Annotated in this window: 20 protein-coding genes and 1 tRNA gene; 12 read left to right on the top strand and 9 right to left on the bottom strand. The window is 28.7% G+C overall.

Features of this window, described 5'->3' with window-relative positions; genetic code table 11:
* Nucleotide 1: 1 nt before the first annotated feature.
* Entirely contained in the window at nt 2–1,339 is a 1,338-nt protein-coding gene (locus AB8B23_RS07150) for an FAD-dependent oxidoreductase (RefSeq protein ID WP_369712172.1), read from the bottom strand.
* Nucleotides 1,340–1,393: 54 nt separating this feature from the next.
* Nucleotides 1,394–2,035 carry a uridine kinase gene (gene udk / locus AB8B23_RS07145; RefSeq protein ID WP_369712171.1) on the bottom strand — a complete coding sequence of 214 codons (642 nt, stop codon included), beginning with the start codon at nt 2,033–2,035 and terminating at the stop codon, nt 1,394–1,396.
* 221 nt (nt 2,036–2,256) lie between these two features.
* Here udk and AB8B23_RS07140 point away from each other — a divergent pair, with 221 nt between their 5' ends.
* The 10 genes from AB8B23_RS07140 (at nt 2,257) to rpmA (ending at nt 7,678) form a co-directional block, all read left to right on the top strand.
* Nucleotides 2,257–3,534, top strand: coding sequence for a hypothetical protein (locus AB8B23_RS07140; protein ID WP_369712170.1), 1,278 nt, complete (start codon nt 2,257–2,259; stop codon nt 3,532–3,534).
* Nucleotides 3,524–4,354, top strand: coding sequence for a hypothetical protein (locus tag AB8B23_RS07135; RefSeq protein ID WP_369712169.1), 831 nt, complete (start codon nt 3,524–3,526; stop codon nt 4,352–4,354). Before AB8B23_RS07140 ends, AB8B23_RS07135 begins: the two co-directional genes overlap by 11 nt.
* A 21-nt stretch (nt 4,355–4,375) precedes the next feature.
* Nucleotides 4,376–4,840 (top strand): hypothetical protein, encoded by a 465-nt coding sequence (locus AB8B23_RS07130; RefSeq protein ID WP_369712168.1) that lies wholly within the window; start codon nt 4,376–4,378, stop codon nt 4,838–4,840.
* Between the two features lie 111 nt (nt 4,841–4,951).
* Nucleotides 4,952–5,179 carry a hypothetical protein gene (locus tag AB8B23_RS07125; RefSeq protein WP_369712167.1) on the top strand — a complete coding sequence of 76 codons (228 nt, stop codon included), beginning with the start codon at nt 4,952–4,954 and terminating at the stop codon, nt 5,177–5,179.
* The gene (locus AB8B23_RS07120) at nt 5,180–5,479 is read left to right on the top strand and encodes a type II toxin-antitoxin system RelE family toxin (RefSeq protein ID WP_369712166.1); all 300 of its coding nucleotides are present in this window, start codon (nt 5,180–5,182) and stop codon (nt 5,477–5,479) included.
* A gap of 35 nt (nt 5,480–5,514) precedes the next feature.
* On the top strand, nt 5,515–6,285 hold the full coding sequence (locus AB8B23_RS07115) for an SDR family NAD(P)-dependent oxidoreductase (protein ID WP_369712165.1): 771 nt from the start codon (nt 5,515–5,517) through the stop codon (nt 6,283–6,285).
* 127 nt (nt 6,286–6,412) lie between these two features.
* Nucleotides 6,413–6,499: transfer RNA gene (locus tag AB8B23_RS07110), tRNA-Ser, on the top strand.
* A 114-nt stretch (nt 6,500–6,613) separates the two neighbouring features.
* On the top strand, nt 6,614–6,922 hold the full coding sequence (gene rplU / locus AB8B23_RS07105; RefSeq protein ID WP_021769501.1) for a 50S ribosomal protein L21: 309 nt from the start codon (nt 6,614–6,616) through the stop codon (nt 6,920–6,922).
* 47 nt (nt 6,923–6,969) lie between these two features.
* A complete protein-coding gene (locus AB8B23_RS07100) occupies nt 6,970–7,308 on the top strand; it encodes a ribosomal-processing cysteine protease Prp (protein WP_369712164.1) in 339 nt (112 codons plus the stop codon).
* Between the two features lie 76 nt (nt 7,309–7,384).
* Nucleotides 7,385–7,678, top strand: coding sequence for a 50S ribosomal protein L27 (rpmA, locus tag AB8B23_RS07095; protein ID WP_026746154.1), 294 nt, complete (start codon nt 7,385–7,387; stop codon nt 7,676–7,678).
* A 579-nt stretch (nt 7,679–8,257) separates the two neighbouring features.
* Here the strand turns inward: rpmA and AB8B23_RS07090 are convergent.
* Entirely contained in the window at nt 8,258–9,892 is a 1,635-nt protein-coding gene (locus AB8B23_RS07090; protein ID WP_369712163.1) for a malolactic enzyme, read from the bottom strand.
* 649 nt (nt 9,893–10,541) lie between these two features.
* On the opposite strand from AB8B23_RS07090, the gene AB8B23_RS07085 reads away from it, so the two are divergent.
* Complete coding sequence (locus tag AB8B23_RS07085) at nt 10,542–11,036, top strand: hypothetical protein (protein ID WP_369712162.1); 495 nt, start codon at nt 10,542–10,544, stop codon at nt 11,034–11,036.
* Nucleotides 11,037–11,193: 157 nt separating this feature from the next.
* On the top strand, nt 11,194–11,376 hold the full coding sequence (locus AB8B23_RS07080) for a glycerol transporter (protein ID WP_369712161.1): 183 nt from the start codon (nt 11,194–11,196) through the stop codon (nt 11,374–11,376).
* 330 nt (nt 11,377–11,706) lie between these two features.
* Here AB8B23_RS07080 and AB8B23_RS07075 read toward each other — a convergent pair whose 3' ends face one another.
* From AB8B23_RS07075 to AB8B23_RS07050, 6 genes are read right to left on the bottom strand one after another with little or no spacing between them, the layout of a single operon-like run.
* Nucleotides 11,707–12,231 (bottom strand): gamma carbonic anhydrase family protein, encoded by a 525-nt coding sequence (locus AB8B23_RS07075; protein WP_369712160.1) that lies wholly within the window; start codon nt 12,229–12,231, stop codon nt 11,707–11,709.
* A gap of 18 nt (nt 12,232–12,249) precedes the next feature.
* Nucleotides 12,250–13,020: a tRNA (guanosine(37)-N1)-methyltransferase TrmD gene (trmD, locus tag AB8B23_RS07070; protein WP_369712159.1), complete on the bottom strand. Its 771-nt coding sequence runs from the start codon at nt 13,018–13,020 to the stop codon at nt 12,250–12,252.
* Between the two features lie 33 nt (nt 13,021–13,053).
* Entirely contained in the window at nt 13,054–13,563 is a 510-nt protein-coding gene (rimM, locus tag AB8B23_RS07065; RefSeq protein ID WP_021743793.1) for a ribosome maturation factor RimM, read from the bottom strand.
* A 34-nt stretch (nt 13,564–13,597) separates the two neighbouring features.
* Nucleotides 13,598–14,017, bottom strand: a complete 420-nt coding sequence (locus AB8B23_RS07060; RefSeq protein ID WP_369712158.1) for a PTS-dependent dihydroxyacetone kinase phosphotransferase subunit DhaM — start codon at nt 14,015–14,017, stop codon at nt 13,598–13,600.
* A 42-nt stretch (nt 14,018–14,059) separates the two neighbouring features.
* The gene (locus AB8B23_RS07055) at nt 14,060–14,623 is read right to left on the bottom strand and encodes an RNA methyltransferase (protein WP_369712157.1); all 564 of its coding nucleotides are present in this window, start codon (nt 14,621–14,623) and stop codon (nt 14,060–14,062) included.
* A 21-nt stretch (nt 14,624–14,644) separates the two neighbouring features.
* A complete protein-coding gene (locus tag AB8B23_RS07050) occupies nt 14,645–15,730 on the bottom strand; it encodes an O-antigen ligase family protein (RefSeq protein WP_369712156.1) in 1,086 nt (361 codons plus the stop codon).
* Nucleotides 15,731–15,780 lie beyond the last annotated feature (50 nt).

The raw sequence follows: 15,780 nt of genomic DNA, 5'->3' as shown, positions 1-15,780 counted from the left end.
TTTATTTAATAACTTTTCTATATGTTACTAATAACGGATTCCAAACACTTGCATTTGTTGGGGAATATGCAAAGTCAATTTCTATGAATTTTTCAATAGGTGTTTCAAGAGCAATAACAATAGCCATTTGATCTACAAATTGTGCTACTGCTTCTTTTCCTACCATTGCTCCACCAAGAACAATTTTTCTGTCTTTATCGTAAATAATTTCGGCACTTGCAGGAACAGAGTCTTCAAAGCCAGAATTTTTATACATTGCTTTCATTGAAACTACATCGGCATTGTATCCTAATTGCAGAGCTTCTTTTAGAGAAAGTCCAGTTTGTGCTAGTTTTACATCATAAAATGAAGTTGCAAAAGAACGGATTAGCCCTTTCCAGCTCACATCTTTTCCAGATAAGTGTTTTGCAAGGAACATTCCATGCTTGTTTGCTACATCTCCAAATGGAGCATATAAATTTCTATCAGTTTTGTAATATTTGTTAAAAACGCAATCTCCAATGGCATATACATCTTTAATATTTGTCTCAAATTTATCATTTACAACAATTTTCCCAGAATCAGTTTTTAATTCTTTCGGCAAGAAATCAATGTTTGGAGTAATTCCGATACTAAATAGTGCAATATCAAAGTCTACAGTTTCCCCATTATCCAATTTTACTGATTTTGCTATATTATTTTCAGAAATTATTTCTGAAACGCCAGAGTTTAATTTTAATTCAACATTATTATTTTCTATTTCTTTATAAATTCTTTTTTTCAAGTTTTCAGAAACATTTGGAAAAATTTGATCAGCCTTTTCAATAAGTGTAACGTTTAATCCATTTTTTCTGAATGATTCAGCCATTTCCAGTCCAATAAATCCAGCTCCTACAACAACTGCATTTTTTAATTTTGATTTATTTTCGTTAAGATAATCTTTTATTTTAAAGGCATGTTCTGCGTGAGATAAAGTAAACACATTTTCCAAATCCTTCGAGTATCCAGCAATATTTGGCACAAATGATTTTGCCCCAACAGCAATTACCAGTTTGTCGTAAAAGATTATTCCGTTAATTTCATTTCCTTTTACTGTTACAGTCTTATTCTGAAAATTTATTTCTGTAACTTCGTGATGAATTTTTACTTCAATTCCACGATTTATAAAATTTTCAGGTGTTCCGTGCAGAACATCACTTTTCTTCAATTCATCAGCAATGAAATAAGGTGTTGGACATCCAGCCCAAGCCACATAAGAGGATTTTTCAAATAAAATAACCTCATCTTCAGGATTTGCTTTTTTATATTGAGTCGAAAACATCATTCCAGCTGCTCCGCCTCCGATTACAACTATTTTCATAATATTTTTTGTATGATAATTTAAGAATCATACACTCCTTTCATTTTATTATTTTTATTTTTGATTCATTTTGTTAAACAAATATCTAAGTCTGCTTGCTACCATGTTTATACCGACTTTGTTGTCTTTTCCACGTGGAATTATAACATCAGCATATCTTTTGGAAGGTTCAACAAACTCCAAGTGCATAGGCTTTACAGTATTAATATATTGATTTTTTATACTTTCAAAACTTCTTGCCCGCTCGTTTAAATCCCTCTCAATTCTTCTAAGCAGCCTTTCATCATCATCAGTGTCAACAAAAATTTTTGTATCAAAAAGACTTCTGATTTTTTCCATTGCAAGTACTAAAATACCTTCAACAATGATTATATTTGCAGGTTCAATATGCTGAGTTTCATTAACCCTGTTGTGAACCTGGAAATCATAAATAGGCTTTTCGATAGATTTTCCATCTTTTAATGCCAGTATATGCTTTTCAAGCAAGTCAAAGTCAATCGCATCTGGATGATCATAATTTAACTTAGCCCTCTCTTCATAAGTTAGATGATCATTTCTCTTATAATAAGAATCCTGTTCCAGCAAAATCGAATGAATTCCCGTTCTTTCTAAATTTTTGATAATAGCTTGAGTTACACTAGTCTTACCAGAACCAGTACCTCCAGCAATTCCAACAATTATAGTTTGATAGCTCATAAAAATATTTCCTCCTGAATAGATTTTTGTAATTTTTGAATTTTTTAGAAGAATTGTATCTTATTGTATTTTCTAATAATTTTATCATTTTTTTTGCAGTTTTACAATGATGTAAAGGTTTAAAATTTTATATTTTTTTAAAATTAAAAAATCAATAAAAATATTTGAAAAAAATTTAATTATATGATAAAATTAAAATATAATTAAATATTGGAGGGGTTATGAATAGAGAGAATGAAATTTTTGAAAAGGAAATGCTTGGAAAAAGTCTGAGAGAGATGTTTTTTGAGATGAATGTGGAGATGCAGGAGAGATTTCGGGAAATTAAAGATAAGTTTTTAGAAGCAAAAATTAATGAGAGTTCCGAATATGAAGATATTTTTGTTGAAACAGTATTAGTGGAAAAAGAAGATGTATTTAAAATGGATGGAGTGTTTTTTCCTGTGGTTGATAAAATAGATATTATTGATGAGAATTATAAGGATATTTATTTGGAAAATGTATATTTGAATTTGGATTTACGTAAGATTAATGAGGTTTTGGAAAGAGAATTTTTTGGATGGATAGACATTGACGGAGATAATTACGAGGTTAAAGTCAGGCTTGTAAAAGATGAGAGATATTTTGACGAAATAAAAAAATTGTATAATTCTTTTGAACTTAATGGAAAAAAATGGAAAACTATTAATATGGCGCATTTTATGAGGTGTTATAAGATTAAACTGGCTGAGTATGGTTTTGATATGTCGCAGGATATTTTGGAGAAAATTCAAAATGGAAAATATGAGATTACTTATGATTTTGAAGAAATTCAGGATAAAGTTCTAAGAGATAGGGAATTGCTTTGGAATATTGAAAAGAAAAATATAATAAGCACCATTTTTGTACGTCCGACAAAAATTGACATATCTTTTGAATATACAATAAATTTTGAAAGCGATGAACAGATTTTGGTATCAAATAATGAAAATGAAGATATTTTGTGTTGCTATTACAGCGGAAAAAACAAATTAAATATTCTTTCAAAGAAAAATACAGGCGATATTTGGGATGTATTTTCAGTAAAGCCAATCGAAAAATGTAGAAAAATTCTTGAACTTTATGGAAAAAGTAGCGAGAATCAAGAAGACTATTTTCATTTTACAAATTTTAGAAATAAGAGCTTTATCGATAAAATTCAAACAAAAAATAGAAATACTAGAAGCCGCGCATTTTTAGAAAAATATTTTTTGGAATATGAATTTACAAAAGATAAAATTTTGTTAAAAGATATTAATTTTAAAGAAAACATTGAAAAAAATATAGATACTTATGACTGTAATGAAAGTTTGAAAAATGATTTTCAAAAGGGATATTCTGATAAAAAGCCGAAATTGAATCTATTTGTAGAAATAAAGGATTTTGATGAATATTCAGAAGACAAGGTTAGCTTTTTAATCTCAGAAATTCAGAATAATTATAACGAATTTGAATGCAGGGGGTACTTGTATGGCGAATAAAAATAAAAAAGGCTATAAATATATATGGGCAGTTCCTCTGAATATGCAATTTGAGTTGGAAAATAGTGTTTCAGCATATATTGAGGTAAATGCACATTTTTTGAATAATGAAATTGTGAAAAAGAAGGTTGTAAAAGTAAATCCGTATGTGAGGTTTAATAAAATTTTTACCAGTTTTGTAAATTATTATGATAATTTTTTTGAGTTTGAAAATAAGCTGGAAAAAGATACTAAAATTAAAAATCTGACAATGGAAAATACACCTAAAAAAGAGTCTAAAATAAACAGTTTTAGAGGTAGAGACAGCATAGTTGAAGAAAAAAAGGGAAATATATCTGTTTTAAAAAAATTTAAGAAAAATATTGAAAATAATGCGATAAATTATTTACAGGAACTTGATTTTACAAGTGGAACGACAGTGATTGATGTTATTTGTGAAAAAATTTCGGAGGATATAAAAAAGGGAACTTTAGGAATAAACTTAAAACGGTATTTTTCGATTTTGAATAGGGAAGAACAGGGATATGTAGTACTTTTGATTTATAACGAAAAAATTAATGGTGTCAACTGTATGAAAAACTTTAAATTGGGAATTAAGTATTTTTTTCTGGATTCACTTATTTATAGACAAAAATCAGAAAAAAATAAAATAATAGTTTATATAAATAAACCAAAAAATAAAGAAAATGTTGCAAAGATAAAAACTTTGGAATTACTGTTTCTAGAGTTTGGAATGGAATTAAAAGTATTTTGGAAAAATCATTTTGGAGTAGTAAATGTTGATGAAACAGTAAAAATTGATGAAATAGCGGTTTTTTAACAAAATAAAGGGGGAGAAAAAATGAAATATAGATTGAAAATTACAGATGAGGAAAATAAAAAGGAAATAAATGTAAGTGAAGACGAGATTATGGAAGTGAAATATAAAATTGGACTTGCAGAAGATACAAATCTTGCAAACAGCAGAAGCACAGTAGAAATGGAAATAATTGGGAAAATTATTTCAAACTTGGAAAATACAGGAAATAATTTAGAAAATGAGAGTATGAATGATGATTTGTATGAAAGAAATAAAAAGAATATAATAGATTTAGTGGAATGGGCTGAGTCCTATCTCGAAAAAAGTGATTACAGAAATTTGGAAATGTTTGTTGATTTAGGTTCAAATAAAAAAATGGATTTGAAATTTACGAATATGTTTGTGTATAATTTTTCACAGGAAATGAGCATTGAAAAAGGGATAGGGATTTTTAAACTGAAGTTGAGACAAAAATTTCATCAGAAAAATAAATTGGACATAAAATAACACTTAAATTAAAATTTTGTGGTATAATAAAAATGTGGATATTTTTAAATAAATTTAAAAATTATTTGAATTCTAAAAAAATTACAAAATCTATTTTAGGAGGAAAGTACGATGATTATAGATGTTGAATTAAATGAAAGAAAACAAAAACAGTTAAAGGAAGTTTTAGAATATGATAACAACTTTATCAATGACTTAATATCAAAAGAATTAGATAAAATAGAAGAAAATGAACAAATTTCCAAATCAGAAATAAAAAGAATAGTGAAGTTATCTGAAAAAGCTAAAAAATCGCCAATGATACCTCTTGAAGATTTTGGAAAGAAAATGGGATTTTAAGTGAAATATAGAGTATTGTTATCTAAATATGCAGCAAAAAAATTACAAAAAATGGATAAAAATACAAGTAAAAAAATTTATGATTTTCTGAAAAAAATAGACAATTCTGAAAATCCAAGAATCAAAGGGGAGGCTTTGAGCCATAATTTAAAAGGATATTGGAAGTACAAACCATTAAAAAATTACAGGATAATAGTTGAAATACAAGATGATAAATTAATAGTTTTAGCTGTTGAAATAGAACATAGGAGTAAAGTATATTTGATTTTAAATAAATTAAAAAAATCATTTTTAAAATAAATAATGATAAATTCAAATATAGGGAGTGAGTTTTTATGAATAGAAATATTTTTATTACTGGAGCTACAAGTGGAATTGGGAAGGAAACAGCTTATGCCTTTGCGAAAAATGGGGATAATGTGATTTTGTGTGCTAGAAATATAGAAAAATTAAAAGAAATAAAGGCTGATATTGATAGAAAATATGGTACTAATGCGTATATTTTTGTTCTTGATGTTACGAAATATAATGATGTTGTTAAATTTACCAAAAAAATACTAGATGATGTGAAAAAGGTGGATATCCTTATAAATAATGCAGGACTTGCCTTGGGACTTGATAAATTTCAGGAATATGATATTGTGGATATTGAACGAATGATAGACACTAATATAAAAGGATTATTGTATGTTACAAGACAAATTTTACCAAGCATGGTTGCAAATAATGAGGGGCATATTATAAACATTGGCTCAACTGCTGGAATTTATGCTTATGCAGGAGCTGCCGTCTATTGTGCGACTAAATCGGCTGTAAAGGTTTTAAGTGATGGAATTAGAATTGATACCATTGATAAAAATATTAAAGTAACTACTGTTCAGCCTGGAATTGTGGAAACTAATTTTAGTAATGTAAGATTCCATGGGAATACAGAGCAGGCTAAAAAGGTTTATGAAGGAATTGAGGCATTGAAGCCAGAAGATATTGCAAATATAATAGTTTATATTGCAAACCAGCCAAAACACGTACAAATTTCAGATATTACAATAATGGCAACAAATCAGGCAACTGGATTTAATATTTACAGAAAAAATCAAAATAAATAATACTGGGTAATAATGAATCTACAAGAAAATAGTAGTATCTACACACAAAGAGATATACGAGATACAATAAATTCGTTGACTTTTATAGGAAAGTTTAGTATAATATTCGTAGTTATTTTGTAAAAGTGGAAGTATCGCCTAATGGTATGGCAGCAGCTTGGAAAGCTGTGGGCGGTTAAACGTCTTGTGGGTTCGAGTCCCTCTACTTCCGCCATTTATAAAAATAATTTGACAAATTAGTGAAAATATAGTAAACTAATTAAGATATACGCATAAAATTGGTGGCTAATACCAATGATAGCGATAAATTATTTGGAGGTGAACATAAATGTTTGCAGTAATTAAAACAGGTGGAAAACAGTACAAAGTAGAAGTTGGAACTGTATTAAAAGTTGAAAAATTAGCAGCTGATGTTGATTCAGACATCGAAATTAATGAAGTTCTATTAGTTGGAGAAGGAGATAACGTAACAGTTGGAACTCCAGTTGTAGAAGGAGCTAAAGTTGTAGCTACAGTTAAATCTCATGGAAAAGCTGATAAAAAAATTAACTTTAAATATAACAAAAAAACTTACTACAGAAAAAAAGGGCATAGACAATCTTTTACAGCAATTGAAATTAAATCAATCAATGCTTAATTGTATTTTTTAATATAATTTAGATTGTGAAAGTTGTTGTGGTTTGAATGATAAGAATAGAAATTCAAAGACAAAAAAATAAAATAACATATTTTGAAATAAAAGGACATGCAAATTTTTCAGAATATGGAGAAGATGTAATTTGTGCAGCTGTTTCATCAGTAGGACAAATGACAGTAAATGGACTTATTGAAACTTTGAAACTTAAGAAAAAATTGAAGTTTACAGAAAAAGATGGGTATATTTCCTGTGATTTAAAAAATTCTGGATTGACTGATGATGAACTAAAAAATGCAGATATTTTGGTTGAATCAATGTATTTGTATTTGAAGGAAGTTGCAAAAAGTTATAGTAATTTTGTGAAACTTAAAGAAATAAAAATATAAATTTTAAGTTCAGAAGTTAAGATTTGAAAAGAATCCAAGAAATAAAATATGAAAAAGAAATCAAGGAGGTTGGAAAATGTTATTAAAATTAAACTTACAGTTATTTGCCTCAAAAAAAGGGCAAGGATCAACTAGAAATGGTAGAGATTCTAACCCTAAATATTTAGGAGTAAAAAAATATGATGGAGAAGCTGTAAAAGCTGGAAATATTATTGTAAGACAAAGAGGAAGTAAATTTCACGCAGGAACTAACGCTAAATTAGGAAAAGATTACACTTTATTCGCATTAACTGATGGATATGTAAAATTTGAAAAATTTGGAAATGGTAAAAAAAGAGTAAGTATTTATCCTGAAAGAGCAGAAGCATAGTAATAAAATTGTATAATATATTTTTAAAATACTGTCTTAGAAATAGGATAGTATTTTTTATTTGAATTTTATAAAATAAATACTTATTAATGAATATTTTTCTAATAATTTATAAGAAAACTTCTTTAAAAGCGAACTCAAAAGCAATGACTACTAACTCAACCCTTATATTTATATGATTTTTAGTATTTCAATTTTGAATGAGTTCAAGTACACATATTTTTTAGTAAAAGAAGTCAATTGAAATTTAGTTTATATCTTTTGTTATCTATAACTTAATGAATAATACCTAAAGGACTATACAGTATTTTTTTGAAAAAAATTAAATTAAACTTATTAAAAAAATAAAAATATATTATTTCTTTATTTAGTAGAAAGGGGAGTAAGCCTTTGCAAAAAAAGTTTATAATAAGTTTAAATCTACTGTTTTAGTAGTTAATAACAATAAATATCTTTTACTGTATTTTTTAACTCGTTACAACCCTATCTACTCTATCCATGTATTTTTCATTTATCAAATAAGCAGTAAGTATCTAAGTTTTTAGAATTTATTTTACTCTTAAAAATTGGAAAAATTAATTAAAAATCCTTGTATTCAGGAATCCATTTTGCATTTTTTATTGCTTCTTTTAAATCGCTTATGGGTTCTGTATTTAATTTTTGATCTAGTACGCTTTGTCCAACTGACAGTGCCACAGTTTCAGAAAATTCTGTCAGTTTTGATACTGGAGGAAGTACAGCAGCTCCAGGTTTTGTTGTGTCGATGATTCCGCCTAGTGAATGTGCGGCTGCTGAGATTATTTTGTCGTTTACAATCTTTGATTTTGTTGCGATAATTCCAAGTCCTAACCCAGGATAGATTAGAGCATTGTTTGCTTGTCCAATTTCATAGGTGATTCCGTTAAGCTCTATTGGGTCTGATGGTATTCCTGTTGCAACGAGAGCTTTTCCGTCTGTCCATTCGATAAGATCTTTTGCACTGGCTTCTGCTAGCCTTGTTGGGTTGCTAAGTGGAAAAATTATTGGTCTTGCAGTGTGTTTTGCCATTTCCTGAACGATTTCCTTTGTGAAAGTCTTTGGCACTGTGGAAGTTCCGACAAGTATAGTTGGTTTTACAGCTTTTACAGCGGCTTCCAAAGTAGTTAATTCATTTGCATTTGTAAATTCACTTCGTTTTCTTGCAAAAGGAGTTTGTTCTGGAGTTAGTCCTTCTGTGTCTTCAAATAATAAGCCTTGTTTGTCAACTAGATAAAACCGCTTTTTTGCTTCTTCTTCAGAAAGACCCTGTGCAACCATTTCATTAAAAATACGTCTAGCAATTCCAGCTCCAGCAGTTCCTGCACCAAAACACATATAAACTTGCTCAGTAAGCTTTTCGCCTGAAATTTTTAATGCGCCTAAGATTCCAGCTAAAGTGATAATTCCAGTTCCCTGTATATCGTCGTTAAAAGTTGTGATTTCATTTTCATATTTATTTAAAATATTTGCCGCATTTAATCTTCCAAAGTCTTCCCAATGAAGATATAAATTTGGGAAAAGTTTTTCAGCTGTTTTTACAAATTTGTCTATAAAGTTATAATATTCATCTCCTCGAACTCTCTCAAATCTATTTCCTAGATACAAGTCGTTTTCCAGCAGTTCTTTTCTATTTGTTCCAGCATCAATTACAACTGGCAGGACAGTAGCGGGATCAATTCCAGCGGCGGCAGTGTAAACCATCAGTTTTCCAACTGAAATGTCAACTCCGTTAGTTCCCCAGTCACCAATTCCAAGGATTCCTTCTGCATCAGTAACGACAATTAAACGGATTTTTCTGTTGTCAGCAGCATTTCTTAAAATAGTTTCTATGTTTTCGGGCTCTTTTACTGACAAATAAGCCGCATTCTGAGGATTTACAAATAATTCACTATAATTTTCTATACTTTCTGCAATTACAGGATCATAAACAATTGGCATAAATTCAACTACGTGTTTGCTAAATAAATAATAAAATAATGTTCTGTTTGTATTAAAAATTTCCATTAAGAAATGTCTTTTTTCAATTAACTTGTCTTTTTTCAGAAATTGTCCATAAGCCTGTTTTGCCTGTTCATCTATAGTTTGAATATACGGTGGTAAAAGTCCTAATAATCCATATTCTTCTCTTTCTTTTTTTGTAAAAGCTGTACCTTTGTTAAGGAATGGATTGTTTAAAATTTCATAACCTAATTTCATAAATAATCACCTCTAAATAGTATTTCAAATTTATTTTTTGCAATAATCAGATAATTCAAGTATAACACTGAAATATTCTGAAATCAATTTGTTTATCCTGTTATTTAAATTATTTTTTTTGTCTGTTGTAAAATAATGTAATAATATATTGTAACAAATTTAAAAAATCATGACAATTATGTATTAAAATATTAGTAAGGATAGGATATTAATGAAAAAATATTATAAAAATTGCATTGAATATGTCTTAAGAATTTTTGTTAAATGCCCGAAATCTATAATTTTGTGTCTTTGAGATTACATTCACCCTTTAATTTCTTTTTTATTTAAATCTAGTATGTTTTTTAGTTTAGTATAAACTTAACAGTATATTTGTTAAATAAATACTAGAACAAAATTCTGTTTATAAACATATTCCGCTATTAATATATTCTGAATTATATTATAGTAAAACTTCTTTAAAAGCGAATTCAAAAGCTATGACTACTTAACTCAACTTCTCAATTTATATAATTTTAGCAGTTTCATTTTAAATAGGTTTGGGTGTATCTTAAATTTTATTTTTTAAAGTATTTTTTTCATTTTATTTTAAGGTTCGTATGATAGAATCAATTTGTAAATCAAAATTAGAGCAGGAGAGTGGAAAGTTATGAAAAAATTAATTCTAGTATCAATGTTGGCAATAGGAATGTCTGTATTTGCAGAAAAATTTACACCTTCAAATAAAACATTGGAAATTTCATTGAAGGAGGTGTTGGAAGGAGCAACTCCTAACGGTTATTACTGGATGGATGGAAGTTTTGATAACAATAAATATCCTGAAAGATATTCATTTTTTATAACGGAGGATAATAAAGGGAAAATAGATGAATTAGTCCAAGGCTATGAAATTGGTAAAAAAACAGGTGGAGAAATACAAGAAAAAATCTATGACGATATTGATGATGACAGTACAGTATACGGATCATATAAAATTTATTCAGCAGGGAAAAAAGGTGTATATTATGTAAATAATTATGTAGCCTTGGATGGGAAAAAACACGCAAGATTGTATTTCGGATTTGATAAAAAACACAATACAGTAGTTATACTTGATAAAAACTTAAATGTAATCGAAGTTCTACAAAGAGTAGCCGTAAATTAAAATCTTAAAATATAAAGTAAAAATTAGAGAGCAGTTCAATATGAGATTGCTCTTTTTTATTTTAATTAATAAGTAATTTGACAAAATATTTAAATTAGAGTAATATACATGCAGAAGGATAAAATAAATTAAAATATCGTTGGTGGAGGTAAAAATTGTGAGCAGTAAAAAATATCAAAATTTATTAATTATAGTAACCTCTGTAATTTCTTCCATACTTGGAAGCAAAGTTATTGATATGTACGGATGGATTCCAGGATTATTGACAACTGCAGTAATAGGTGCTGTTATTGGGTTAGGTGGAAAGTATTTGTTTAAGTTTTTTAATAAAACTGAATAGGTAATTTATAGATTTAAATTTAATATTGTATGAGAAAGAGAGTTTCTGTATATGCAGAAGCTCCTATTTCACTATATTTTAAGTTATATAACATAGTATGTAATTCGAAATTTATTAACATTTACTAATTAAATAGAAATAGTAGTAAATAGTTTATTTTTAAATTATTAGTATTTTATTTTATTTTTCATTTTATACTCCCAACTTCGTTGTTATGAATAAAGTAATTTTTCAAATTTTTTATTTCTAAGGAAATATAAGAATATTAATAGTAAAATAAAAAAAAGACAACCTTTAGGCTGTCTTTAAATAATAATACTTTACGATTTTTTAAACATTCTCCTTTTTCAAAGTTTTAGTAAACAATTTTCCATTTTTTACATAATGGTCAGCATTTTTTTGAATATGCTCCATTTCTTCATCAGTCAATTTTCTCACTATTTTAGCAGGACTTCCTAAAATGAGAACGCCTTTCTCATAAGGAATTTTATGAGTAACTAAAGAACCTGCACCTATAAGACAGTTAGGAGCGATTTTTGTCCCATTTAGAACTGTGCTGCCCATTCCTACTATCACATTATCTCCTATTTCACAGCTATGAAGTATCACATTATGACCTACAGTAACATTTTCTCCCACGATACAAGGAAGTCTAAAATCAGTATGTAATGTCGAATTATCCTGAACATTGCTATTTTTCCCTATAATTATTTTCTCCACATCTCCTCTTAGTACCGCACCGAACCATATATTTGCCCCGTCATTTAGTTCTACATTTCCCATAACCTCAGCACTTTCAGCAATAAACACTTCTCCCAATATTTTAGGTTTTATCCCGTTCAATTCATAAATCATCCCGATACACTCTCCTAACTACATGTCTTTCTTTTTTAAGTATTTCTTATAAACCTTCTTAAATTCCAAATCTTCATCAATATTTTCTAACTTTTTTTCAAACAAATCCATTCTATTCTTCATAGTTTTCTCAATTGAGTGAAACTGCCTATATTCATCAATTTTAGCGTGATTGCCGCTTCGCAATACTTCTGGAACAGTATAGCCATCAATTTCTACAGGTCTTGTGTATTGGGGAAATCCAAGCAGTCCGTTGTAAAATGAGTCCGTTTCAAAAGATTCTTTTTTTATTACACCTTCCTTTATACGAATAACAGAGTCCATGATTACAAGGGAAGGCAAGTCACCGCTGCTTAGGACATAATCTCCAATGGAAATTTCTTCATCCACAAATTTATCAATTACTCTTTGGTCAAGACCTTCATAACGTCCTGAAATAAGTACAATTGCATCTTTTTCTGAAAGTTCAGTAACTTTTTTATGAGTCAGCTGTTTTCCTTGTGGAGATAAAAAGATTACATAAGGTTTTTTTGAATTTTCATTATTTTCGTTGTTGTAAAACTCGTAGTTTTCGTAAAAGAAGTTCCAGTAGGCTTCTGGCTTTAAAACCATTCCAGCACCGCCGCCAAAAGGGATGTCGTCCATCTGGCTGTGTTTATTTCTAGCATAATCCCTTATGTTGACAATATTAAAATCGATGATATCTTTTTCTGTTGCTCTTTTTAGTATCGTTTGGGATAAATATTGTTCAAATAATTCAGGAAATAGTGTGAGTACGTTAAATTTCATTAATTTTACCTCTTGTTTATTTTCAAATTATATCTATTCTCTCATTCCGTCAATCAGGCTTACTTCGATTCTGTTATTTGGAAAGTCTATTTTTGTTACAAATTCATCAATTAATGGAACCATAATTTCTTTTTTTGTATTAATATCTTCTATAATTAAGATGTTGTGTGCTGCAGTTTCCATTACATCAATAATTTCTCCAATTTTTTCATTTTCAGAAAATACTTCTATTCCAAATAAATCTTTTACATAAAAATCATCTTCATTTCTTTCAGGGAGCAAATCACGGCGTATTTTGACCTTATAGCCATTCAGCTCTTTTGCGGCATCAATGTTTTCAATTCCTTCAAAGTCTAAAATTGCTTTTTTGTCATTTAGCCTTTTTACGTTTTTTACGACAAGTAATTTCTTTTTGTCGTTTTTTTCAAGAAGAACACGCTCATTTTCGATAAGTTCAATATTTTCAAAAATTGAGGTAATTTTAACGCTGCCACGCAAATGATGTGTTCCGACAATTGTTCCTATATTTACTAAGTTTTCCATTATTTGTTATTGCTTCTCTCTTTCTTGAATTTTTTTAAATTTCTTTTTTTAATTTTGTGAATTTTCTGCTATCCTCAGCAATTGTTTTTAAGTCAGCTAAGCTAATTCCATCAAAGTTAGCTGCAACTGCTGAAATTATTCCTTCAACTAATGGGGCATCTGCAATTTTTGCTTCAACTTGCCCTTCCAGCTCTTTTATTGCCTTAGCTGCATTAAATACAGAACTTCCCATATCTACGAAAACAAGCACTCCAGCACCGCTATCAGCACGGATTATTGCTTCCTTAACATTTTCGACATTTGTTCCGTAAACTTCTCTGCTTGCATTTCCACCATTTTCTAATGCAAAGTCTTCCTGCTTAAATACTTTTACAAAATTAATAATTTCCTGTGCAAGCGTGTTACTGTGGCTAACTACCACGATTCCTACTAAGTTATGATTATTTTCTTTCATTTTTTATTTATGTCCTTTCATATTATGGTTGTATTTTTATTTTTAGTTTTCTCCCAGTAATCTGTCTAAAATTATTGAAACAGCACTTCTGACACACAAATGATTATATCTGGTATTCCCACGGATTGGCTCTAGAATTTTATAGGATAAATCCATAATTTCATTTGTAAGGCCCCATCCTGTTCCAAATAAAATTAAATACGGAGTATCGTCTTCGATGATTTCTTTGCCTAAATCAGCATATCCAACAGTATTTGGGAAAATTTTTGCTGAAGTTGTAATAATTTTTGGTTTTTTTCTTTCAATTTTTTCAATTGTTTCTATAGCACTTTGGACAGAATCTTCAAGTTCTGTATTTTCAAAGGCTTCGTTTCTATTTTTGTTAAATTCTATCCCATTTCCTTCAGTCCAGTATCCGATAATTCTGCCAGTCAGTTCTTTCTGGGCATCAACTGGAGTTATAATGAAATATTTTTTTATATCGTAAGTTCTGCAAGTTCTAGAAATATCGTGTATATCAAAGTTTGTGACAGAAGTTGCCACAACATCGTTATTTCTGTTGTAAACAGGGTAGTGGACAAGCCCCACATATATGTTATCTCTCATTTTGATATTCCTTTCAGTTTTTTATTTGTTTCGTTTCTGCCTGTAGCCACGTATCTGTTCATTTTGCTCCTTATAAGCTAAAGCCATAATAAATAGCAGTACAGTTTGTACCCAAAAAATTGCAAAATCGGTAAAATTATGTACTACAATTCCAGCAATCAGAGCAATTTTTAACACATTATTTCTGTCATTTCTCAAAATATCATATAAGTAGCGTAAAAATACAGCAAATAATGCTATTGTTCCAATTAGTCCGTAACTTAAAAGCAGTTCTACAAGTGCATTATGTGAATGTGGATACACATAATTGGTAAATTTGTAGTAAAAAAAGTTTCCGTGTCCATATAGGATATTGGTTTTTTTAAAAATTCTAAATGCCATATCAATAATTTCGACTCTTAGCCAGAAATATTCTATTAATGTACTTTCACGCAAGAATGGGAAAACGCCTGAAACTACTCCCAAAATATACGATAAAAGAATTAAAATACATCCAGCAAAATATCTTCTTCGTAAAAAGTAGAAAAATAATGTAAATATTCCTAAAACGACTGCAATTAACGAAGATCTTGAACCAGTAAGCAGTATTGTCAGAATATTCATTAAAAATACAGCAAAATTAATTTTTGATTTTTTTTCAAAAGTAAAATATAAATTTATGATTGCCGACATCATCATAATACTTCCTAAATAATTTGGATTAAAGTATGCAAAATATCCGATTCTGTTATGTGTGAATAAAAATTCTCCCATTCCCACTAAAAGTGAAATTCCCGAAAATTTTGCCATCCATTCCAAATTATTTTTTTTGAATTCCACATCAACAATTAATGTATAATAACGCCCAACTACAATACATAAAAATATGGGAATTGCCATTAGACCTAAAATATTTTTATAAAAGGCGGAAGTTATAAGTGAAAATCCCAAAACAATTCCCACGGTAATGAGTGACTTGTCCTTAAATATTTTTTTATATTCTCCAGTTATAAATATATTTATTAATATTAGAATGCTAAATAAGATAACTAAAGCATAATGTATAAAAATTGAAGCACCTAAAAGTAAATACAATTTTTCCAGATACTTCTGATTTTTTGTATCCAAGTTTCCTCCTTATAGTTATAATAACATAGTAAAACTAAATTTTAAATTTT

Origin of the sequence: Leptotrichia sp. HSP-342, assembly GCF_041199995.1 — a bacterium.
In the GTDB taxonomy this organism is placed as follows: domain Bacteria; phylum Fusobacteriota; class Fusobacteriia; order Fusobacteriales; family Leptotrichiaceae; genus Leptotrichia; species Leptotrichia mesophila.
Note: the sequence above shows the minus strand (reverse complement) of the source record. Positions and strands in the feature narration are given on the sequence as shown.

What these genes read in the sequence shown, in the direction of transcription:
- AB8B23_RS07150 (WP_369712172.1), bottom strand. Translation starts at nt 1,339, where the DNA reads ATGAAAATAGTTGTAATCGGAGGCGGAGCAGCTGGAATGATGTTTTCG.
- udk (WP_369712171.1), bottom strand. Translation starts at nt 2,035, where the DNA reads ATGAGCTATCAAACTATAATTGTTGGAATTGCTGGAGGTACTGGTTCT.
- AB8B23_RS07140 (WP_369712170.1), top strand. Translation starts at nt 2,257, where the DNA reads ATGAATAGAGAGAATGAAATTTTTGAAAAGGAAATGCTTGGAAAAAGT.
- AB8B23_RS07135 (WP_369712169.1), top strand. Translation starts at nt 3,524, where the DNA reads ATGGCGAATAAAAATAAAAAAGGCTATAAATATATATGGGCAGTTCCT.
- AB8B23_RS07130 (WP_369712168.1), top strand. Translation starts at nt 4,376, where the DNA reads ATGAAATATAGATTGAAAATTACAGATGAGGAAAATAAAAAGGAAATA.
- AB8B23_RS07125 (WP_369712167.1), top strand. Translation starts at nt 4,952, where the DNA reads ATGATTATAGATGTTGAATTAAATGAAAGAAAACAAAAACAGTTAAAG.
- AB8B23_RS07115 (WP_369712165.1), top strand. Translation starts at nt 5,515, where the DNA reads ATGAATAGAAATATTTTTATTACTGGAGCTACAAGTGGAATTGGGAAG.
- rplU (WP_021769501.1), top strand. Translation starts at nt 6,614, where the DNA reads ATGTTTGCAGTAATTAAAACAGGTGGAAAACAGTACAAAGTAGAAGTT.
- AB8B23_RS07100 (WP_369712164.1), top strand. Translation starts at nt 6,970, where the DNA reads ATGATAAGAATAGAAATTCAAAGACAAAAAAATAAAATAACATATTTT.
- rpmA (WP_026746154.1), top strand. Translation starts at nt 7,385, where the DNA reads ATGTTATTAAAATTAAACTTACAGTTATTTGCCTCAAAAAAAGGGCAA.
- AB8B23_RS07090 (WP_369712163.1), bottom strand. Translation starts at nt 9,892, where the DNA reads ATGAAATTAGGTTATGAAATTTTAAACAATCCATTCCTTAACAAAGGT.
- AB8B23_RS07085 (WP_369712162.1), top strand. Translation starts at nt 10,542, where the DNA reads ATGAAAAAATTAATTCTAGTATCAATGTTGGCAATAGGAATGTCTGTA.
- AB8B23_RS07075 (WP_369712160.1), bottom strand. Translation starts at nt 12,231, where the DNA reads ATGATTTATGAATTGAACGGGATAAAACCTAAAATATTGGGAGAAGTG.
- trmD (WP_369712159.1), bottom strand. Translation starts at nt 13,020, where the DNA reads ATGAAATTTAACGTACTCACACTATTTCCTGAATTATTTGAACAATAT.
- rimM (WP_021743793.1), bottom strand. Translation starts at nt 13,563, where the DNA reads ATGGAAAACTTAGTAAATATAGGAACAATTGTCGGAACACATCATTTG.
- AB8B23_RS07060 (WP_369712158.1), bottom strand. Translation starts at nt 14,017, where the DNA reads ATGAAAGAAAATAATCATAACTTAGTAGGAATCGTGGTAGTTAGCCAC.
- AB8B23_RS07055 (WP_369712157.1), bottom strand. Translation starts at nt 14,623, where the DNA reads ATGAGAGATAACATATATGTGGGGCTTGTCCACTACCCTGTTTACAAC.